Source organism: Mariniflexile ostreae (genome assembly GCF_042427585.1).
GTDB classification, from domain to species: Bacteria; Bacteroidota; Bacteroidia; order Flavobacteriales; family Flavobacteriaceae; genus Pseudalgibacter; species Pseudalgibacter ostreae.
In genome coordinates, this window is record NZ_JBHMFC010000003.1 from 1 (window position 1) to 19,837 (window position 19,837).

At 34.8% G+C, this 19,837-nt stretch carries 15 protein-coding genes; 9 read left to right on the plus strand and 6 right to left on the minus strand.

Annotated features, from left to right (window positions below; translation table 11 throughout):
* The coding region (locus ACFFU9_RS00840) for a beta-galactosidase small subunit-related protein (protein WP_512699410.1) at nt 1-435 on the plus strand (435 nt) is incomplete at its 5' end.
* 742 nt (nt 436-1,177) lie between these two features.
* Here the strand turns inward: ACFFU9_RS00840 and rho are convergent.
* Entirely contained in the window at nt 1,178-2,857 is a 1,680-nt protein-coding gene (gene rho, locus ACFFU9_RS00845; protein WP_379859465.1) for a transcription termination factor Rho, read from the minus strand.
* A 184-nt stretch (nt 2,858-3,041) separates the two neighbouring features.
* Between rho and ACFFU9_RS00850 the strand changes: the two genes are divergently transcribed.
* Nucleotides 3,042-3,452 (plus strand): DUF4293 domain-containing protein, encoded by a 411-nt coding sequence (locus ACFFU9_RS00850; protein WP_379859466.1) that lies wholly within the window; start codon nt 3,042-3,044, stop codon nt 3,450-3,452.
* Nucleotides 3,453-3,576: 124 nt separating this feature from the next.
* On the opposite strand, the gene ACFFU9_RS00855 is transcribed toward ACFFU9_RS00850, so the two are convergent.
* Both ACFFU9_RS00855 and purU read right to left on the minus strand, forming a co-directional pair.
* Nucleotides 3,577-4,284: a DUF4197 domain-containing protein gene (locus ACFFU9_RS00855; protein ID WP_379859467.1), complete on the minus strand. Its 708-nt coding sequence runs from the start codon at nt 4,282-4,284 to the stop codon at nt 3,577-3,579.
* Nucleotides 4,285-4,442: 158 nt separating this feature from the next.
* Nucleotides 4,443-5,297 (minus strand): formyltetrahydrofolate deformylase, encoded by an 855-nt coding sequence (gene purU / locus ACFFU9_RS00860; RefSeq protein ID WP_379859468.1) that lies wholly within the window; start codon nt 5,295-5,297, stop codon nt 4,443-4,445.
* A gap of 512 nt (nt 5,298-5,809) precedes the next feature.
* On the opposite strand from purU, the gene ACFFU9_RS00865 reads away from it, so the two are divergent.
* Entirely contained in the window at nt 5,810-7,498 is a 1,689-nt protein-coding gene (locus ACFFU9_RS00865; RefSeq protein ID WP_379859469.1) for a histidinol-phosphatase HisJ family protein, read from the plus strand.
* A gap of 113 nt (nt 7,499-7,611) precedes the next feature.
* On the opposite strand, the gene ACFFU9_RS00870 is transcribed toward ACFFU9_RS00865, so the two are convergent.
* The gene (locus ACFFU9_RS00870; protein ID WP_379859470.1) at nt 7,612-7,764 is read right to left on the minus strand and encodes an SsrA-binding protein; all 153 of its coding nucleotides are present in this window, start codon (nt 7,762-7,764) and stop codon (nt 7,612-7,614) included.
* A gap of 390 nt (nt 7,765-8,154) precedes the next feature.
* Between ACFFU9_RS00870 and ACFFU9_RS00875 the strand changes: the two genes are divergently transcribed.
* Nucleotides 8,155-9,105 carry a calcium/sodium antiporter gene (locus ACFFU9_RS00875; protein ID WP_379859471.1) on the plus strand — a complete coding sequence of 317 codons (951 nt, stop codon included), beginning with the start codon at nt 8,155-8,157 and terminating at the stop codon, nt 9,103-9,105.
* Between the two features lie 80 nt (nt 9,106-9,185).
* Here the strand turns inward: ACFFU9_RS00875 and ACFFU9_RS00880 are convergent, their stop codons facing one another.
* Nucleotides 9,186-10,208, minus strand: a complete 1,023-nt coding sequence (locus ACFFU9_RS00880; RefSeq protein WP_379859472.1) for a glutamine synthetase beta-grasp domain-containing protein — start codon at nt 10,206-10,208, stop codon at nt 9,186-9,188.
* A 257-nt stretch (nt 10,209-10,465) separates the two neighbouring features.
* Here ACFFU9_RS00880 and ACFFU9_RS00885 point away from each other — a divergent pair, with 257 nt between their 5' ends.
* The 5 genes from ACFFU9_RS00885 (at nt 10,466) to ACFFU9_RS00905 (ending at nt 18,189) form a co-directional block, all read left to right on the plus strand.
* Nucleotides 10,466-12,652: a glutamine synthetase III family protein gene (locus ACFFU9_RS00885; protein ID WP_379859473.1), complete on the plus strand. Its 2,187-nt coding sequence runs from the start codon at nt 10,466-10,468 to the stop codon at nt 12,650-12,652.
* 81 nt (nt 12,653-12,733) lie between these two features.
* Nucleotides 12,734-13,912 carry an AIR synthase related protein gene (locus ACFFU9_RS00890; RefSeq protein ID WP_379859474.1) on the plus strand — a complete coding sequence of 393 codons (1,179 nt, stop codon included), beginning with the start codon at nt 12,734-12,736 and terminating at the stop codon, nt 13,910-13,912.
* 67 nt (nt 13,913-13,979) lie between these two features.
* Nucleotides 13,980-14,945, plus strand: coding sequence for a DUF3078 domain-containing protein (locus tag ACFFU9_RS00895; RefSeq protein ID WP_379859475.1), 966 nt, complete (start codon nt 13,980-13,982; stop codon nt 14,943-14,945).
* 121 nt (nt 14,946-15,066) lie between these two features.
* Nucleotides 15,067-17,337: a TonB-dependent receptor gene (locus tag ACFFU9_RS00900; RefSeq protein ID WP_379859476.1), complete on the plus strand. Its 2,271-nt coding sequence runs from the start codon at nt 15,067-15,069 to the stop codon at nt 17,335-17,337.
* A gap of 12 nt (nt 17,338-17,349) precedes the next feature.
* Nucleotides 17,350-18,189, plus strand: coding sequence for a DUF4249 family protein (locus tag ACFFU9_RS00905; RefSeq protein ID WP_379859477.1), 840 nt, complete (start codon nt 17,350-17,352; stop codon nt 18,187-18,189).
* A gap of 86 nt (nt 18,190-18,275) precedes the next feature.
* On the opposite strand, the gene ACFFU9_RS00910 is transcribed toward ACFFU9_RS00905, so the two are convergent.
* Nucleotides 18,276-19,499 (minus strand): hypothetical protein, encoded by a 1,224-nt coding sequence (locus ACFFU9_RS00910; protein WP_379859478.1) that lies wholly within the window; start codon nt 19,497-19,499, stop codon nt 18,276-18,278.
* Nucleotides 19,500-19,837: the final 338 nt, after the last annotated feature.

The following is a 19,837-nucleotide window of genomic DNA, read 5'->3' on the forward strand; positions in this document are numbered from 1 at the left end:
GTAAACTGGTTTGGTAGAGGCCCTCATGAAAACTATCAAGATAGAAATACGGCGGCTCTGGTAGGAGATTATAAAGCATCGGTTGAAGAATTGTATTTCCCTTACATCCGTCCACAAGAAAATGGCTACAAAACAGATACACGTTGGGTAACATTTACCAACACAACTGGAAATGGTATAAAAGTAACAGCTACCGATTTAATATCATTTAGTGCTCACCATCAATATAATGATGATTTTGATGCAGGCGACAAAAAACAACAACGTCACACTACCGATATTAAAAAACGTGATTTTGTAAATATTAATATCGATTACAAACAAATGGGTGTTGGTGGCGATAACAGTTGGGGAAGAATGCCTCATGAAACATATCAAATTAAAGCTAATAATTTAAGTTATAGTTACGTCATTGAGGCTGTAACTAATGAATAAGCAATTTCTAATTAAGGTTTAACATATCGAAACCTGATATCAACTGGAAATTTATTCCAAAGGTATAGCGTTCTCCATGAAGCATAATAAAATGTTTCTGGAGAACGCTTAATTTATTATACGATTGGAGTATAGAAGGCAATTAAATAAAAATAATGCCATGAAAGACCAAAAAGACTATTTGATAGTTTTTTTGGAAGGTCTTGAAAAGGTCATAAAAATTTTTAAAAAATAAAAGCACATATGTTCTTGATTTTGATGCAAACACATATCTATATCTCGGTTTTGATAACGATAGGAAGGGGGCATAATAGATGTTGAGTTTATCGATACAAATCGTCCAAGGGTTTTTAAAACTCCTTGTTGTTGAGGTTAGTAAGAGTTTGTGGTTAAGGATTCATTTATTCCTTTTTTAAATAGATGAATTTTCAGAATTTGATTCCCGATTCCCACGTTATGTCTATAATGTTGTTAATATAAAAAGGCCTTTCATGAATAAGAAGAGGTGTTTCAAGTTTAAACTTTTAAAGAGTTTTGAATTCTTTGATTTTGAAATTAAAATATTCTGAAAGTGCATTAATATACTTCAAAATAGGACAATATCTAATGTTAGGGTATAAAGATTGAAGTGGATAACCCTTGTTTTTCAGTTAAAAAAACAGAACACAGCATCCTCTATTTGTTTTCATAAAAAAGCCCCTACAGAAATGTAGAGGCCTAAGTGTATCATTAATTTAGAGTTTTATCCGTTCATGGAGATTAAAAACTCTTCATTATTTCTAGTTTGTCTAAAACGGTCGTTTATAAATTCCATAGCTTCTACAGGGTTCATGTCTGCAAGGTATTTACGCATCACCCACATACGTTGTATGGTGTTCTCATCCAATAATAAGTCATCACGACGCGTGCTTGAAGAAGTAAGGTCGATAGCAGGGAATATTCTACGGTTGGAAATTTTTCTATCCAATTGCAGCTCCATGTTACCAGTTCCTTTAAATTCCTCAAAAATAACCTCGTCCATTTTAGAGCCGGTTTCCGTTAGTGCTGTTGCAATAATGGTTAAAGAGCCTCCATTTTCAATATTTCTTGCTGCACCAAAAAAGCGTTTTGGTTTATGTAGCGCATTGGCATCTACACCACCACTTAATATTTTTCCAGATGCTGGTTGTACGGTATTGTAAGCTCTTGCTAAACGTGTAATAGAGTCTAGAAGAATCACGACATCATGGCCACATTCTACCAAGCGCTTTGCTTTTTCCAATACGATATCTGCAATTTTCACGTGTTCATGTGCTTCTTTATCGAAGGTTGAAGAAATAACCTCGCCACGTACATTACGTTGCATGTCTGTTACCTCTTCAGGACGTTCGTCAATTAAAAGAATCATTAAATAAACTTCAGGATGATTTGCAGCAATAGCATTGGCCACATCCTTTAACAACATGGTTTTACCTGTTTTAGGCTGTGAAACGATCATGCCACGTTGTCCTTTTCCTATAGGAGAAAACAAATCCATAATTCGCGTAGATATGGTGCTTTGTTTTTCTGCAAGGTTAAATTTTTCTGTTGGGAACAACGGTGTTAAGTGTTCGAAGGATACACGATCTCTTACCACTTCTGGTTTTTGCCCATTAATTCTAATCACTTTTATTAAGGGAAAGTATTTTTCACCTTCTTTTGGTGGGCGTACATGTCCTAAAACAGTATCGCCTTTTTTTAAGCCAAATAATCTTATTTGCGATTGTGAAACATAGATGTCATCTGGTGATGATAGGTAGTTGTAATCTGACGAACGTAAAAAGCCATAACCATCTTGCATGATGTCTAAAACCCCTTCACTTTCAATAATAGCATCAAATTCAAAGTCGGGTTCACGGTAGCGATTTCTATTATCTTTATTTCCAGCATCTACTTGTCCGCTTTTTTGATTCTTATGCTGATTCTTTTGGGGGTTGTGTTCCCTTTTTGGATGAGGCTTTGGCGGATTATCGTTTTGTTTTTTCGGTTTGTTCTCTTGCTTTTGTTCTACTTTATTTTGTTGGGGAGTAGGCGGTGTTGCTTTTCTCTCTTGGATACCGCTGTTTTCTGGAGCAACCGTTTTTTCTATGGGTTTAGTAACCTTTTGAACGCGTTGTCTTGGTTTTTTGTCCACTTGTGGTTTGGGCGTTTTGTCCACCTGTGAAGTCGTTTTTTTGTCGACCTCTGGATTAAGCTTTTGTTCTGTTTCCTGGTCTTTGTTTTTGGTGGCTTCGGTAGTTTCCACCACGGAAGTCACAACTTTTGGATCTGTTGCTTGCCGATCTAATATTTGATATACTAAATCTAATTTTTTTAATGAACGATATTTAGGAACGCTCAGTTTTTTTGCAATCTCTTGTAGTTCAGAGAGTTTTTTTTCTTTTAGTTGTGAAATTTCAAACATAAATGTTTATTGGCTATGTGTTTTGAATATAAAATTTGAATAATTCTGAAAAAATAGGTTTTTATAAGAAGAGATAACAACCTATGATATAGGATTGTTATGAATTATTACTGCAATTATACGACTTTATTTTAATTTTAATAAAAGAAACCATTATTTTTGTGTTTTATTTTTAAATATATATATGATACAGCGTATTCAAACCTTATACCTATTATTGGCTGCAGTCGTTTCTGGAGGCCTAATTTTTGTTTTTCATTTATGGATCACGGAAGAAGGTCCCCATGTGTTTGCTAAAGATAATATTACTTTTTTAGCTTTGTTTTTAATTTCGACATTGTTATCTTTGGTGTCTATTTTTATGTATAAAAACAGGAAGTTCCAGTTTGTTTTGGGGCGACTTAACATCATATTGAACTTTATTTTATTAGGATTATTTGTATATCAATCGCTAAATGTATCTGGAGAAACGGCGGTTTCTGAGAAAGGTATTGGGATGCTTCTTCCTATTGTTTCTATCGTGTTATTGGCATTAGCCAATAAGGCCATCAAAAAGGATGAAGAACTTGTAAAATCTGTTGATAGATTGCGATAGACCTAAAATCTTAGTAGTATTAGTGCGTTAAAACCCAAAGTGAGAACTTTGGGTTTTTTTATTTTTATAGGCCTTCAGTGATTTTTTTTAAGAGAGGATGTTCTAACTCTTGGCGAACGGTCTTTTAGTCTTGCAAAGCAAAAACTTTTCGTAATAAATCTGTTGTTCTTGAAGCCGCTTGAGACCTAATGTCTTTTTCTTCAACCGCAATCATCGTATAAACCCCCTTTAGAGCTTCACCCGTAACATAATCTGTTAGATCTGGATTAACATCTGCTGTAAACGGTAAGGAATTGTATTTGTTAATAAGGTTATTCCATATTTGGTCTGCACCTACTTTACTAAAAGAGTTTTTGATAACAGGATTGAACTTGCTATATAAAGCTGTTTCCGTTTTAGAGTTTAAATATTGCGTGGCTGCATCATCATTACCTAAAAGGATGGTTTTGGCATCTGCAAAAGTAATTCCCTTTACGGCATCAACAAATATAGGGGTCGCTTCTTTTACAGCATCTTCAGCAGCTCTATTAAGAACTTTTAAGCCTTCATCTGCCAAATTACCTAATCCTATGTCACGCAGGGCTTTATCTACTTTTTGAAGTTCTTGTGGCAATACAATCTTAACCAATTCATTTTTAAAAAAACCATCTTCTTGTGTTAACTTGGTCACTTGCTTGTCAATACCAAAGTCTAAGGCTTGGCGTAAGGCTGAAGCAATTTCAGTATTGCCAATTCCTCCAGTTTGTTGGGGTAATTGATTAACGACTTGTTGTAGTTCTGCACAAGCACTAAGGTTGAAAATTAAAATAAAGACTAAAATGTTACGAATCATAATGTTTTGAGTTTTGAAATTAAAGTAAATATACCTTTTTATAATAAAAAGAGGGTGTGATATATGGGCTGTAGCGATTATATTAAATAGCTGTATTAAAATCAGGTGCCGTTTTATTCTGTTACACAAATAAAATAGAGCCCAGATTTAGTATATGGTCAATAAAAAATAACCGTTTTATTTTTATAAACCAGAACTTTTCGTTTGATATGTAATTTAATGGCGTTTGCAAGTACTATTTTTTCTAGATCTCTGCCTTTTGCTATTAAATCTTCTATGGTTTGGGTATGGGATATATGGGCAACATCTTGCTCGATAATAGGTCCTGCATCTAATTCTTCGGTAACATAATGACTTGTTGCTCCTATAATTTTAACGCCGCGTTTATATGCAGAATGGTAAGGTTTCGCCCCCACAAAAGCAGGTAAGAAGGAGTGGTGGATGTTTATAATTTTATTTGGGTATTTGGAAATTAAATTATTAGAAACGATTTGCATGTATCGGGCTAATACTATAAAATCGATTTTAAAGGAGTTGAGTAGCTCCAATTGCTTTTGTTCGGCTTCCTCTTTCGTGTCTTTGGTTACTGGAATATGATGAAACGGAATATTAAAACTATCTGCAATGGGTTTTAAATCCATGTGGTTACTAATGATAAAAGGAATCTCAACATGTAGTTCTCCAGAGTTATACCGGCCTAAAATGTCATAAAGGCAATGGTCGAATTTCGAAACGAACAAGGCCATTTTAGGTTTTCTTAAAGAAGAGTAAATGCGCCATTTCATGCCGTATGTCTCAACCAATGTTTTTTTGAATAAGCTCTTAAAGGCTTCTAATGAAAAATGTTCCGAACTGAATTCGCTTTCCAACCGGATAAAGAATATGTCCTGTACCCGGTCTACATGTTGGTCTATATATACAATGTTTCCGTGATTTACAGCAATAAAATTGGTGACAGAAGCAATAATATTGGGACGATCTTTGCAATGAATCAGTATAGTGATTTTATTCATGTTTTTTTAAGCTTGTAAGGGGCCGAAATTAAACTAAATATACGAAACTGCATAATAGAATATTTTTTTAAAAATCTATAAATAAGAGTAGTTTAATTTTAATATGAGGCTATGCCAAGCTCTTTTGGTGTGGTTTCCATTAAAGAGCTATAACTTTATAAACCCATGGTAAAAGTTAAACAAAGGGTTTGCGTTATGCTATTGTGTTATGGAAACCACCAATTAAAGTATTTTTAATCTTTAGAGCAAAATAAGTGTCTGCAACCTATAAATGGAACCCTTTTTTTTAATGGAGACTTCTATAAAAACAGCAATAAAAAGAGTCCGTCCTGTTATGTTAAAACATGAAACGCACTTGTTGAATTCATAAAATTTAATGCATATTGGCCTGTTTTTAATGGGAATAAAGTTTCATTCTTAAAAAAAGTTGAAATCCAATTGATTTTGGCTAATAATTACAATGCAATGGTTAAATTTGAATTTTAAAAGCGCAAATTAAAGTATAGTAATTGATGAGAAAACTCAACGAATTTATTTGGGAAACACACGGCATCCACGCAGGTACAGAGCAAGACCACGTTAAACACGGTATTGACAAGCTGGAAGATATTATTGATAAGGCGATAGAGGCCAAAAACCCTAGTATTACCTTTATAATCCATTCGCCTCGGTTAACGGGTTTTCGTTATATCGCAGAGCGGGACACTAATGTGAAATTTATTAGAGGTAATAGATCATATTTGAACTATCCGAAACGCATCGCTAACCTTCGTGAGAAATATGAGGGCCAAATTAATATTAAGTATGGTGTAGAACTGGAATGGATGGGGCCAGATTTAGGCTTGCAATGGAGCCGCTCTAAAATATTTCAGGCAGAAGACGCCGATTATGTTATTGGCTCGGTTCATTTTGCCCCAGAAGGATTGCCTTATGATGGGTCTAAAGAAGAAGCGTTGGAGTTGTTGAGATTACGGGGCAGCTTAGAGGCATATTGGGAGGGTTATTTTAACGAAATGATCCAGATGATAGAATGCTTTGGCGATATGATCCAGATTATCGGACATATCGATTTGCCAAAGCTAAATGTAGATATGCCAGAGGCTTTAGTAAATTTTGAAACCAGCGCGCATCCTTTAGCCAATAAGTTTAGAACGCTTTTAGAGCTTATTGCCGATCGTAACCTGTCTCTAGACGTGAATATGGCCGGTAAGTTTAAAGGAGTGGGGGTTTACCCTGTTCAGAGTATATTGCGAAGGGCCAATGAGCTTCAAATTCCAGTATGTGTAGGCACAGATACTCATCACGTGCGTTATTATGGCTTAAATTATAAAGAAAGCTTAGAGTATATACAAGAGGCAGGTTACGAAAGTTATGTGAGTTATTCTAAACTTATCCCAGAAAACCGCACCATTTTTGATGATCATGAATTAAAGGTAAAATATACGGTTTTAAATAAAGGGATTGAATTGCTTAACCAAAGATTGGATAATGCACAAAGAAGGATTATCCCAGATTTTTCTTTTGGAGGGTCATTCTCTGAATTTGTAGATATTTATAAAAATGCTACAGGAATGGGAGATTATAATGCCATACGAATTCGGAAATGGGGCAAATCGGTTACGGTAACCAATGAGGTGCCAAAAGGGTCTGATATTAAAGTAAATGGTCTGTTCTCAGAACATTTAGATGAACCGGGCGTAATCTCTTCACTGTTTAACACCTTGGCATCAGAGGGTATAAATGTAGAGACGGCACGGTTAAAATCTAATAACGATGGTACGGCAGTTGCTTTTTTATCCTTAGGAAGTGGTAATCGAAACGTTCAAAGTGCTATAGATTTTATAAAAGGCACCGATACAGGTCTCTTTAATAAATTGATTTATAAAGAAAATGCCGAATTACCAAATTATTATAGAGAAGGGGTGTACTTGTTGGAAATGGATGGTGTGGATTTGAAATTGGCACTTAGCGAAAAGGTCATTCTTACAAAACACCACAATGCTCCAGGGGTTTTATTGATATTGCTCTCGGCTCTGGCTTCAAAACATATTAACATTATAGATTTAAGATTGGGAAAATTAAATGATACAGGATATTCTGCAATAGCAGTAGACGGGGATAGTAATGTGATTAAGGCTTTACTTACGAAGCTAGGTGAGCAATATTACGAAGCCAATTTAATTGAATTCCATAGTATGTAGTAGGAATAAGTATGAGAGAGGTCTGAAAAGTAGTTGAAAAATAGGGGGGGGTGAGCCGAGTGAAACGTCTCAATGAAGTAAATTGTTTTTCAGGCCTTTTCTTTTAATAAATTTTAATCCAAGGCATTTTTGGTCACAAACCAGCGCCAGCCTATAATGGCCATTTGTACTTTTGTTGCTTTTGCTAAATCCAAATGGCGTTTTGAGTAGCTTGGAAGCAGTTTTTTATTAAGCTTTGCTAAAACCTGGAACACTTTCTTTTTCATACTTGCAGATATTCATTTGATAACAAAAATAGGAAAACTTATTTTAGACTTAAAAAGTACGGGTATATAGGGTTTTTAGAAATAATTTGATTGCTTTTAGTTGCAATCTGCATATTTTAAAAAGTATTCCTGTAATCCCGTTTGGAATAAACGTCTATAAGCGGCCTCTATTATCAGATTTAAAAAACGACACTGTAGGGCTTGTCTTTATAAGCTTAAAGGTGTGTTGCTTTATTATGTCATTTTATTTCAATGCTGTTATTCTATAGATGTACAGTTAAAATGGTAGTTTTTTTTTGAGCTATTTTGACTTTTTATAGGGTTTAAAATAGATAAATCAAAAATCGTAAATCGTAAATTCTTATATTATCTTCGCAAAAAAAAAAAATTATGAGTATAGTTTGGGTCGTTCTTGGGTTTATATTGTTGGTTGTAGGGGGGGAGTTTTTGGTTCGTTCTTCAGTAGCGTTATCCTTTAAGTTTAAAATTTCAAAAATGGTTATAGGGATGACTGTCGTCTCTTTTGCTACTTCAGCACCAGAATTGTTAGTGAGTCTTCAGGCAGCTTTGTCTGGGTCTCCGGCCATTGCTATAAATAATGTTGTAGGGTCTAACATTGCAAATATTGGATTGGTATTGGGTATTACGGCTATGGTAAGCGCTATTGCGGTTGACAAATCTTTTTATAAGTTGAATTGGCCTGTAATGATGATTTTTTCTATGGTCCTTTATTATTTCTTAAAAAACGACCATGTGCTTTCTCGTATAGAAGGTCTAATATTGTTTGTTGGAATTGTTGTCTTTCTAATCATATTGATTAAGAATGCGAAAAATGAAGAAATGATTGAAGAGGTTGATGAGTCATTGGCGGTGGTGTCTAATTTTAAAATTATACTTTGGCTGCTTATTGGAGCATCGGCACTTTATTTTGGAAGTGATTGGTTGGTTTTAGGGGCTAAAGATATTGCGCTTTCAATTGGGGTAAGTGAAGCTGTAATTGGTGTGTCGCTTATAGCAATAGGGACTAGTGTTCCTGAATTGGCAGCATCGGTTATTGCTGCTGCAAAACAAGAAAAAGCGATTTCCTTAGGGAATTTAATTGGGTCTAATATTTTTAATATTGCATCGGTCTTGGGGTTAACAGCTATGATAAAGCCTATCCCAGTAACAGAGCCACAAATTCTTAGCAGTGATATGTTTTGGATGCTTGGTTTTGCTTTTCTTTTACTGCCGTTGGCGTTTTTGCCCAAACGCTGGCTAATAGGTAGGGTAAAAGGTTTTTTACTTGTAATAGCTTATGGCGTATTTATGTTTTTGGTTTTTAGTGGAGATAAGTTTTAAACAGAAGAATTTCATAAATTAAAAAGTCCTGCAAATGTCAATTACAGGACTTTTTTATTAAATTATGACTAAAGTTTTTTTTAAATTTTTGCAGAATTAACCGTTTTAATAATTCTACCGGCAATTTTATAAGGATCACCGTTTGAAGCAGGTCTTCTGTCTTCTAGCCAGCCTTTCCAACCTTTTTCTACAGTAGCGATTGGAATACGTATGGAAGCACCACGATCGGAAACTCCATAACTAAAATCATGGATAGACGCGGTTTCATGCTTTCCTGTTAAACGTTGGTCATTATAAGCGCCGTAAACAGCAATATGTTCGGCAGTTAAAGGACGGAAGGCTTCGCATATTTTTTCATAAGTAGCTTTGTCTCCACAAGTTCTTAATGTGGTGTTGGAGAAGTTAGCATGCATACCAGAACCGTTCCAATCGGTGTCGCCAAGGGGTTTTGGATGATATTCAATGTAATAATCATATTTTTCAGTTAGTCTGTCCAGTAAATAACGTGCAATCCAGATTTCATCTCCAGCTTTTTTGGCGCTCTTGGCAAACAATTGAAACTCCCATTGGCCACAAGCCACCTCTTGATTGATTCCTTCAAAGTTTAAGCCCGTAGCGATACATAGATCGGCGTGTTCTTCAACAATTTCACGACCGTGTGTGTTTAAGCCACCAACAGAACAATAGTACATGCCTTGAGGTTTTGGGTAACCGCCTCTAGGGAATCCTAATGGTAATTCTGTTTTAACATCCATGATAAAGTATTCTTGCTCAAAACCAAACCAGAAATCAGTATCATCTTCATCACTAATAGTTGCTCGTCCATTAGAAGGGTGGGGCGTTCCATCTGGGTTCATCACTTCGTTCATTACCAAATACCCGTTAATGCGTTCTGGATCTGGATATATGGCAACCGGTTTTAATATACAGTCAGAAGAGTCTCCAATAGCTTGTCTGGTAGACGATCCATCAAAAGACCAATTTCCTATTTCTTCAAGTGTGCCTTGAAAGTTTTCGTGTTCCTCAACTTTGGTTTTACTTCTCATGTTTTGAGTAGGTTTGTAACCATCCAACCAAATGTATTCTAGTTTAATTTTAGCCATAATGTTTTTTTAAAAATTGAAAATAATTTATACAAATATACGATGTAATGGTTTTTGTTGATTATTTTAAGGGGTGTTTTGATAGTTTTGATGTTTATTTTTGTTTACACCCTATTTTTTTAGGGTGTATTTTAAATATATGTATTATTTTTTTTTAAAAAATCGAAATATTGTTAATAAGAATTTATCCCTTTTTGATAATGCTACAGGTTTACTGTTTATTTTTGCAACTCATTTATAATTAAATATTAAAACATATGGCCATATTAAGATTTCACGCTATTAAAGAATCTCTTGCTTATAATTCAATTACTATCGATGAAACAGAACGTCGCTCAGATTTATTTGGTCGAAACGTGTTTAATGAGAGTTCTATGCGTCAATTTTTGACAAAAGATGCTTTTAAAGGTGTTATGAATGCCATTCAGCATAGTAAAAAAATAGATAGAAATATAGCCGATCAGGTGGCCTCATCGATGAAGGATTGGGCACTTTCAAAAGGTGCTACACATTATTCGCATTGGTTTCAGCCTTTAACAGGGGTTACAGCAGAAAAACATGATGCTTTTTTTGAAACTATTGGAGATGGTGTGGCTATTGAGAAATTTGGAGGAGATCAATTGGTTCAGCAAGAGCCAGATGCATCCAGTTTTCCTAATGGAGGGATAAGGAATACTTTTGAAGCTCGTGGTTATACCGCATGGGATCCAACGTCGCCTGCCTTTATTTATGAAAACACATTATGTATACCCACCATTTTCGTGGCTTATACAGGAGAGGCCTTAGATTATAAAACACCATTGTTAAGAGCATTAAGTGCAATAGATATCGCTGCTACAGATGTGTGTAAATATTTTGATAAAAATGTTAAAAAAGTAACGTCTTCTTTGGGGTGGGAGCAGGAATATTTTTTAGTGGATAAGCTATTGGCTTCTTGTAGACCAGACATTATGTTAACAGGAAGAACGCTTTTGGGGCATTCGCCTGCAAAAGGACAGCAGTTGGATGATCATTATTTTGGATCGATACCAAGAAGAGCGTTGAATTTTATGAGGGATTTAGAAAAGGAATGTATGTTGTTAGGTATCCCTGCAAAAACACGACATAATGAGGTTGCTCCAAACCAGTTTGAGTTGGCGCCTATTTATGAAGAGGCTAATTTAGCAGTAGATCATAACTCGTTATTAATGGATGTTATGGGGCATGTGGCATCAAGGCATAATTTTAAATTGTTACTTCACGAAAAACCTTTTGCCAATATTAATGGTTCGGGAAAACATAATAACTGGTCGCTGTCTACAGATACAGGAGTAAATTTATTGGGACCGGGGAAAACGCCCATGAGCAACCTTCAGTTTTTAACATTTTTTGTAAATACTATTAAAGCAGTACATGAGCATGAAGCGCTTTTAAGGGCTAGTATTGCTACGGCTAGTAATGAGCATAGGTTAGGGGCGAACGAAGCGCCACCGGCCATCATGTCTGTGTTTATTGGAGAGCAACTTACAAAGGTTTTAGAAGAATTGGAAGGTGTTACCAAAGGGAAGCTATCTCCAAAGGAGAAAACAGATCTTAAGCTTAATGTGGTAGGTAAGATACCGTATGTTTTATTGGATAATACCGATAGGAATAGAACGTCTTCTTTTGCTTTTACAGGTAATAAGTTTGAGTTTAGGGCGGTAGGCTCAACGGCGAATTGTGGCAACCCTATGACCATTTTAAATACTATTGTGGCGAAGCAACTAAAAGATTTTAAAATAGAAGTAGATGCTTTAATATTGAAAAAGGGTTTAAAAAAGGACGAAGCCATCTTTAATGTTATTAGAGAGTATATTAAGTCTAGTAGAAATATCCTTTTTGAAGGTAATGGTTATGGTGAAGCGTGGGAGCGAGAAGCAGAAAAAAGAGGGTTGAGCAATCATAAATCGACTCCTGAAGCATTAAAAGCTAAAATCTCTAAAAAAACACTTGCTTTGTTTGAAGAAATGAAGATAATGGGAAAAGTGGAAGCGCAAGCCCGTTATGAGATTGAAGTAGAAACTTATATCATGCATATTCAAATTGAAAGCCGTGTATTAGGGGATATCGCTAGGAATCACGTGGTTCCAACGGCAGTGAAATATCAAAACATATTGATTGAAAATGTTAAAGGCTTAAAAGAAATCTTTGAAGATGGTTATAAAGCTTTGGCAAAAGAACAAATGCTTCTTATTCAAGAAATATCAGGACATATTGAAAGTATAAATGCAAATGTAACTAAAATGACCAATGAGCGTAAAAAGCTTAACGGACTGGCCGATATGGAGATAAAAGCACATGGTTATAACAAGAATGTTAAATCGCTTTTTGATGACATTAGGTACCATTGCGATAAATTGGAGCTGTTGGTGGACGATGAAATTTGGCCGCTAACAAAATATCGCGAGCTATTGTTTACCAGATAGTTTTTAAAACATCTAAAATCCTGCTCTAAAAAGCAGGATTTTTTCATTCAAAGAGGTAAATTTGCAAATCAATTAGAAATTATGAGTCAAGAAGTTTCAAAACGTTATGCCCAACGTGGTGTATCGGCATCAAAAGAAGATGTGCACAATGCTATAAAAAATATAGATAAAGGCTTGTTCCCTAAAGCATTTTGTAAAATTGTTCCAGATTACCTCACTGGAGATGAGGCGTATTGTTTGATCATGCATGCAGATGGGGCGGGTACAAAATCGTCTTTAGCCTATATGTACTGGAAAGAAACAGGCGATATATCTGTATGGAAAGGTATTGCACAAGATGCTTTGATTATGAATATTGACGACCTGCTATGTGTAGGGGCGACAGATAATATTATGTTGTCCTCCACCATTGGACGTAATAAGAATGTGATACCAGGTGAAGTGCTTTCGGCAATTATTAATGGTACAGAGGAGTTGCTGGAGGACCTGAAGTCTTACGGTGTTACCATTCACTCTACTGGAGGCGAAACAGCAGATGTGGGGGATTTGGTGCGTACCATTATTGTAGACTCTACCGTAACGGCAAGAATGAAACGTAGCGATGTAATTGATAATGCCAATATCCAAGCAGGCGATGTTATTGTGGGCTTGGAAAGTTTTGGACAAGCAACTTACGAGAAAGCATATAATGGGGGCATGGGAAGTAACGGGCTAACTTCTGCAAGGCATGATGTGTTTGGTAAGTATTTGGCGAGTAAATACCCTGAAAGCTTTGATGCCGCAGTGCCTGGGGATCTCGTGTATTCTGGAGCTGTTAAGTTAACAGATGCGGTAAAAGATTCGCCTATAGATGCAGGGAAACTGATATTGTCTCCAACACGTACCTATGCGCCTATTATTAAATCTATTTTGTCCAAGTATACAAATGATGTGCTTCATGGTATGGTGCATTGTTCGGGAGGGGCACAAACAAAGATTCTTCATTTTGTGGATCAGTTTCATATAATTAAAGACAATATGTTTCCTATTCCGCCGCTTTTTAAATTAATACAGGAGCAATCTAAAACCGATTGGAAAGAAATGTACCAGGTCTTTAATTGTGGCCATAGAATGGAGCTTTATGTATCCCCAGAAATAGCGGAAGATATTATCAAAATTTCAAAATCATTCCGAGTAAATGCCCAAATTATTGGTAGGGTAGAGCCTTCAGAAAAGAAGAAGCTTACTATTACATCAGAGTTTGGTACGTTTCATTATTAACATTTCTTTTTGTTGTATGGAAACGGAACACTTTTTGATATAAAATCCTTTTTAATATAGTCATAGCATGAGAAAAAGTTTAGTTTTATTAATGTTGTTCTTGGTACAAGGTGTAATGGCACAACCCGATTCTCTTTATATTAAATTCCATCCTGATAAAGAGAAAATGGAAAGACCAGAATGGAAGCAGAAAAATAAGCTGGGCATAGACATAAATGAGGTGGCTTTCGTGAACTGGAGTTCAGGGGGAAGTAATTCTATATCGGGTTTGTTGGGGTATGAATATTCTGCAGATTATAAAGACCCTTTTTTTTATTGGAAGAACAACCTCAATATAAGATATGGTATCAATAAACAAGAGAGTAGGGAGCAAAGAAAAACAGACGATTTATTTGAAATAAACTCAAATCTAGGGTATCAGGCCGATAAATTCTCTTATTGGTTTTATTCGGCACGTCTTAATTTTAAGACCCAATTGACCGATGGTTTTAAATATCCTAATAAAGAAACGGCTATATCGAGACTTATGGCGCCAGGATATTTGTTTTTTGGTGGTGGTATGGAATATGGTAAACAAGTAGACGAACTGTCTTTTTACTTCTCTCCATTAACGCTTAAGGCTACTTTTGTTCTCGATGACGAATTAGCTAATAAAGGGGCGTTTGGTGTAACGCCTGCGGTACTAGACTCGGAAGGGAATGTTGTTGTTAAAGGGGATCAATTAAAAGCTGAAGTGGGAATCCTATTAACAAATAGCTATGAAATGGAAGTGGCACAAAACATTAAAATGAAACATCAGGTAAGCCTCTATTCGGATTATATTAATAATTTTGGAAACGTAGATGTAGATTGGCGAATTGATTTTAACTTTAAGGTCAATAGTTTTGCTAGAGCTACCTTTGGTTCTCATTTAAAATATGACGACGATGTGAAAATATCGGTACCATCAGATGTGGAAGGAGAAAATGAAGATGGGGGCTCGAGAGTGCAATGGAAACAATTTTTAGGGGTTGGTTTTGCTTTTGATTTTTAATTGATCTAAGAAAAAGAAATGTTTTAAAAAATCAATTATAATTTTGGCTAATATTTAATTGTGCTTAAATTCGTCTTTTTATTTAACCCCAGATATATTTTGATTAAGGATTTAGCCTAAGATGAGTAACAATAAATTAGTATGTCTACTATTCATCTTTCTGTTTTTAGGTAATAAAATTATAGCACAGAAAACAGTAACGTCTAGAATACTGGATTTTGAGAAAGCGGAACCTGTACAAGATGTTTCTGTAAGATTAATAAACATCAATAAAGGGGCTTATTCAGATGAAAATGGTGTTTTTACACTCGATAATGTTTCAGATACCGATATTTTGGTTTTATCAAAAATAGGATATGCAACCATTTCTATAACTGTTAGGGATGTGGAAGAAGATGTTTATTTATCTCCAGAATTTAGCGCGTTAAAAGAAGTGGTAATTAGAAGCTTTTCTAGTAGTCAATTGAAAAGAACCGTTCCAGATCAGATTTATTTTTCACAAAAGGATATAGAACGCCTTCCTTTTATTTTAGGGGAGAAAGATGTTATAAAGTTAATTCAATATACCCCAGGGGTACAGCAAGCTACAGAAGGCCAATCTGGACTTTTGGTTCGGGGCGGAAATGGGAGCATGAATTTAACCTTACTGGATAATATATACCTTCATAATACGGCGCATTTAGGGGGGCTTTTTTCTGCAATAAACTCAGATTTCGTGGAGTCTTTAGAGTTTTCCAAAGCTGGATTTGATGCAGCACATGGCGGACGATTGTCTTCTATAACAGATATTAAAACATTGAAAAGTGCCGATACCACCTATTTTGAAGGCAGTATAGGGTTGTTGTCTGCTAAATTAACTGGAAATATAAAATTAAATAAAAAAAACAGTCTATTGGTTTCTGGAAGAAGGACTTACTTAGAGATGTTTAAGCCTTTATTTGGAGATGATAATTCTATTTTGGGTAAGAATAAAAACTATTTTCTGTATGATTTCTTAACCAAACATACTTTAAAGCTTTCAAAAAAAAGCAATATAGAAACAACGCTTTATATGACTCATGATAATTTTAAGGATCAAACCAAAGGAAGAAATAGAAGATTGAAATGGGGAAATGTGTTATTGGGTACAACACTCCGTCACCAGTTTTCTTCTGTTTTAAGTTCTCAGACTACCATTTCAAATAGTTTTTATGAATTTTCTTTTTCAGATAATGATTTTCCTTTTAATTATAATGCGACTAGCACATTTAATGTTTTCAGCTTAAAACATCATTTTTTATGGGATAGATCTGCATATCTTTTAAAAACTGGTGCTGAATATAATAAAAACAAAACACTTCCCAAACAGGTAGAGGCCAGCGTAGACAGTACGCCTCTAGTGGTTTTAAATCAAGAGACCTATCATTATGATGATGTAAGCGTGTTTGGCGACTTAGAGCTTCCTGTTACCGATAAGATAAAGCTTAAAATGGGTTTACGTTGGGCTACTTTTTTTGCAAAAGCTAACGCCTTGCTAGAGGCTAATGTTTTTACTAGCTTGGAACCTAGAATAAGTATTAAATATCAGATTTTAGACGATCAAGCCTTTAAATTTAGTTATCAGAGATTAGAGCAGTTTGTTCATCAGGCGTCAATCAGTTCGTTTAGTTTGCCTGCCGATTTTTTTGTGATAAGCTCTAATACATTGCGCCCACAAGCGGTAAATCAAGTGAGTTTGGGGTATGCGTATGAGGAAAATGGATTGCAAATAAATAGTGGGCTGTATTTTAAAAACGTTTCTCATTATACAGAATTTGAAAATGGTTCAGTTAATAATCTGTTTTCAAATAACATATATAACGATATTTTAACTGGAAAATTTAATTCTTATGGATTAGAGGTTAGTGTGAATAAAAAAGTGAACAGCCTTACGGTTCAGGGTGCTATAACCTTATCTAAAACGCGTGCTCAGTTTGATGGCATAAATCAGGGCAACTATTTTCCAGCAACTTTTGATAGGCCTATAAATATCAATACGATTATGCATTATAGACTGAATAATAGGCTAGAGTTAGGGGCGTTGTTTTTGTTTACCAGTGGGCAAAACTATACAAGACCCCTGGATATAAGAGTTATAGACGAGAAGCCGATACTTAATTTTGGAGCTAAAAATGGAGCGAGATTTCCTAATTATCACCGATTGGATTTGTCGTGTACTTATGCTTTTAAAAAGAAAGAGCGATGGAGTTCAAAATTAAATCTAACGTTATATAATGTTTATAATAATAAAAATCCATTTCAAATTTACTTCACTACAGAGGGCGCTGCAGATGATACATTTATAGAAATTACAGAAAACAAGGATACGCTGTTTCCTTTTTTGCCTACTGTGAATTGGGTGTTTTCTTTTTAAATTAAAATTTATATGAAGAAATTTCTTTTTGTATGTATGCTAATTTGCAGTTGTACAGACTATGATACTGAAACTTGGAACTCGGATAGCCTTACTGTGGAAGGACAAATAGAAACAGATAAATTTGCTGTAATTCGCTTAACTAATAGTTTGCCATTTAAAGGGATTATAGATTCTATGGAAGTAGCAAAATCTATGGAGACCAAAGCTAAAGTAGAACTTTTTGATGGTGAGCACACCGAAATTCTAACTTTAAAACGCGATGATTCTAGTTTTCCTTTTTTGTATTATAGAAGTAACATTATAAAAGGCGAAATAGGAAAAGAATACCAGTTATCTATAAGTATTAGGGGGAAAGAGTTTTTATCTAAAACAACCGTTCCGGAAAAGGCCAATGTGCTGGATATTGGTTTTTCTGAATGGACTGAAGATGGTATTGTGTTTCCGGACTTTAAGGATATAAAGATAATTATTGATAATAAAACTTTAAAAAACAAATATTTTAAAATTCTTATTAAAAATGAAAAGGAAAATAAATTTGAATTTGCACGCCCTTTTATATTTAATACAGAAAATATTTATACAGAAAATTTCCCTGTAGTTGTATCATATGTAAAATTTGATGATGATGGCAAAAAAGAGAATCAGCTAAGAGTTGGAGAAATTATCGAGCTAAAGATTGTCGCTATTACAAAAGCGCAATTCGATTTCTGGAAATCTGTTAAAGGAGACGCTACGAGTCTTTTGGAAGGGGCTTCTTTAGCAAATCAGGTACCAACAAACATAAGCAATGGGGCGTTTGGTTATTGGTCGGGAGAAAACGCGGTGTCTTATAGGGTTCAAATACCTTAAAAAAAAGACTATCTTATACATGGTATAAGATAGTCTTTTTCAGATTAGCTTTAAGACGGACTATCTATCTTAAAGCAGTTTTTTAATTAGTCTAAAGAAATTCCACCAAAAAGGTTTTCGTATGCTTCAAAAACAGTATCAAATTTGTTTTCAATGCTTGTAAAAGAACCGTCGATATAGGTGTCAAAATCGTTTGTAGTGCCGTCTTCAAATAAAAATCTTACATTAACGCTATCTTCGGTTACTTCTCTTTCTTCGTATTGTCCTGTATTTGTATTGTAGAAATAGTTCGTATACGTGATTTGGTCTTTGTAAAATTCGCTTTTTGCAATAGATTTGGTATTAATGCTTAGCTCTGCATAGATATTGCTGTTTAATAAATCAATTTGTTCATTAATAGATAATGATTTGTTAGAATCAAAATTAGTGTCTTTGGCATTTACTTGCAAGACAGCGTTTAAAAACTCAAATGAGATATCTGCATGGTCAACAATGTCTTCTATTTCTCCGTTTTCGTTATTAAAATCGCCATTAGCGGTATAGTTGTATCCAATAATGGTTTCACTTCCTATTTTAAAATTAAAGGATTGTGTTATAGATTGATTGTTTTTATTGGTATACACAGTCGTAAAGGCGAAATCTGCAATAGTTGTGGTGTTGCTAATTTTGACTGGAATTAATTGTCCATTTTGAAATGTAGCAGAATATTCTTGAGAAAAAACTACTATATTATCTATTTTTAGGTTTGCTTTTATTAAAGTAGGCAGTTCTTCGTTATTGTTGCTTCCAGCAAAAGAGGTGTTAAAATCGGTAAAGCTGAAAATAGCATGTTTTCCGTTGTTATAATGTATGTGGTAAATGATGTCGTCGCTATCGCCGGTTCTTTCAAACTCCTCAGTATTAGCATTCCACTCGTAGGTGCCTTTTTCTTCATTAAACTCGTCTAAGAGTGTTGGTTCAGATAGGATAGTGATGGCTTGTTTGGCACTAAAAGCAGCAAGACCTTGGGTAGAGGCTTGTGCTTCCGATATGTTTGATATGGTGTTAAGTGAGGTTTTTTTAAAAGTATTGGATTTAGAACTATTTGAAGGCTTAAGGTATTCGGCTAACTCAATTATTTCTTCTAAAGCATCACTGTCTTTAAAATTATCGATTTTTTCCAGTAATAGAACGGTGTTGTCTTCTAATTGTTTTTTACCTTCTTCTACGCTTAAAGTTCCCGTAATTTCGTCTTTCGGGCTGTCATCTTTGCTGCATGAGTAGGTGGTTAGTAGGGTTAAGCATAAAGATAGGGCATAAATTGTTTTCATTTTTATTTTATTTTTAGTTTGGCCAAAGATACATTATTTTTATAATTGATCCTGAAAAAGCCTCTGTGATTGTAGTTTTATTCAACACGTTTTGAGGGGCTAGTCTTTCTGTTGAAATGGTCGTCTTTTTATTTATATTTTTTAAACCATAAGGGAGTGTTTTTATGCTTAAAAAACAAATGAATTTATCCTGATTGATAGATTATTAAGGGTTAATTATAAGCTGTCTGGCTTAATTTTTTCAAATAAATGAGTGTTGGTTTGTTTTAAAAACTTGTGAACTTTATGCTGTTCACAAGTTTTTATTTTACTGATAATTAGTGTTTTGTGTTTTTTGT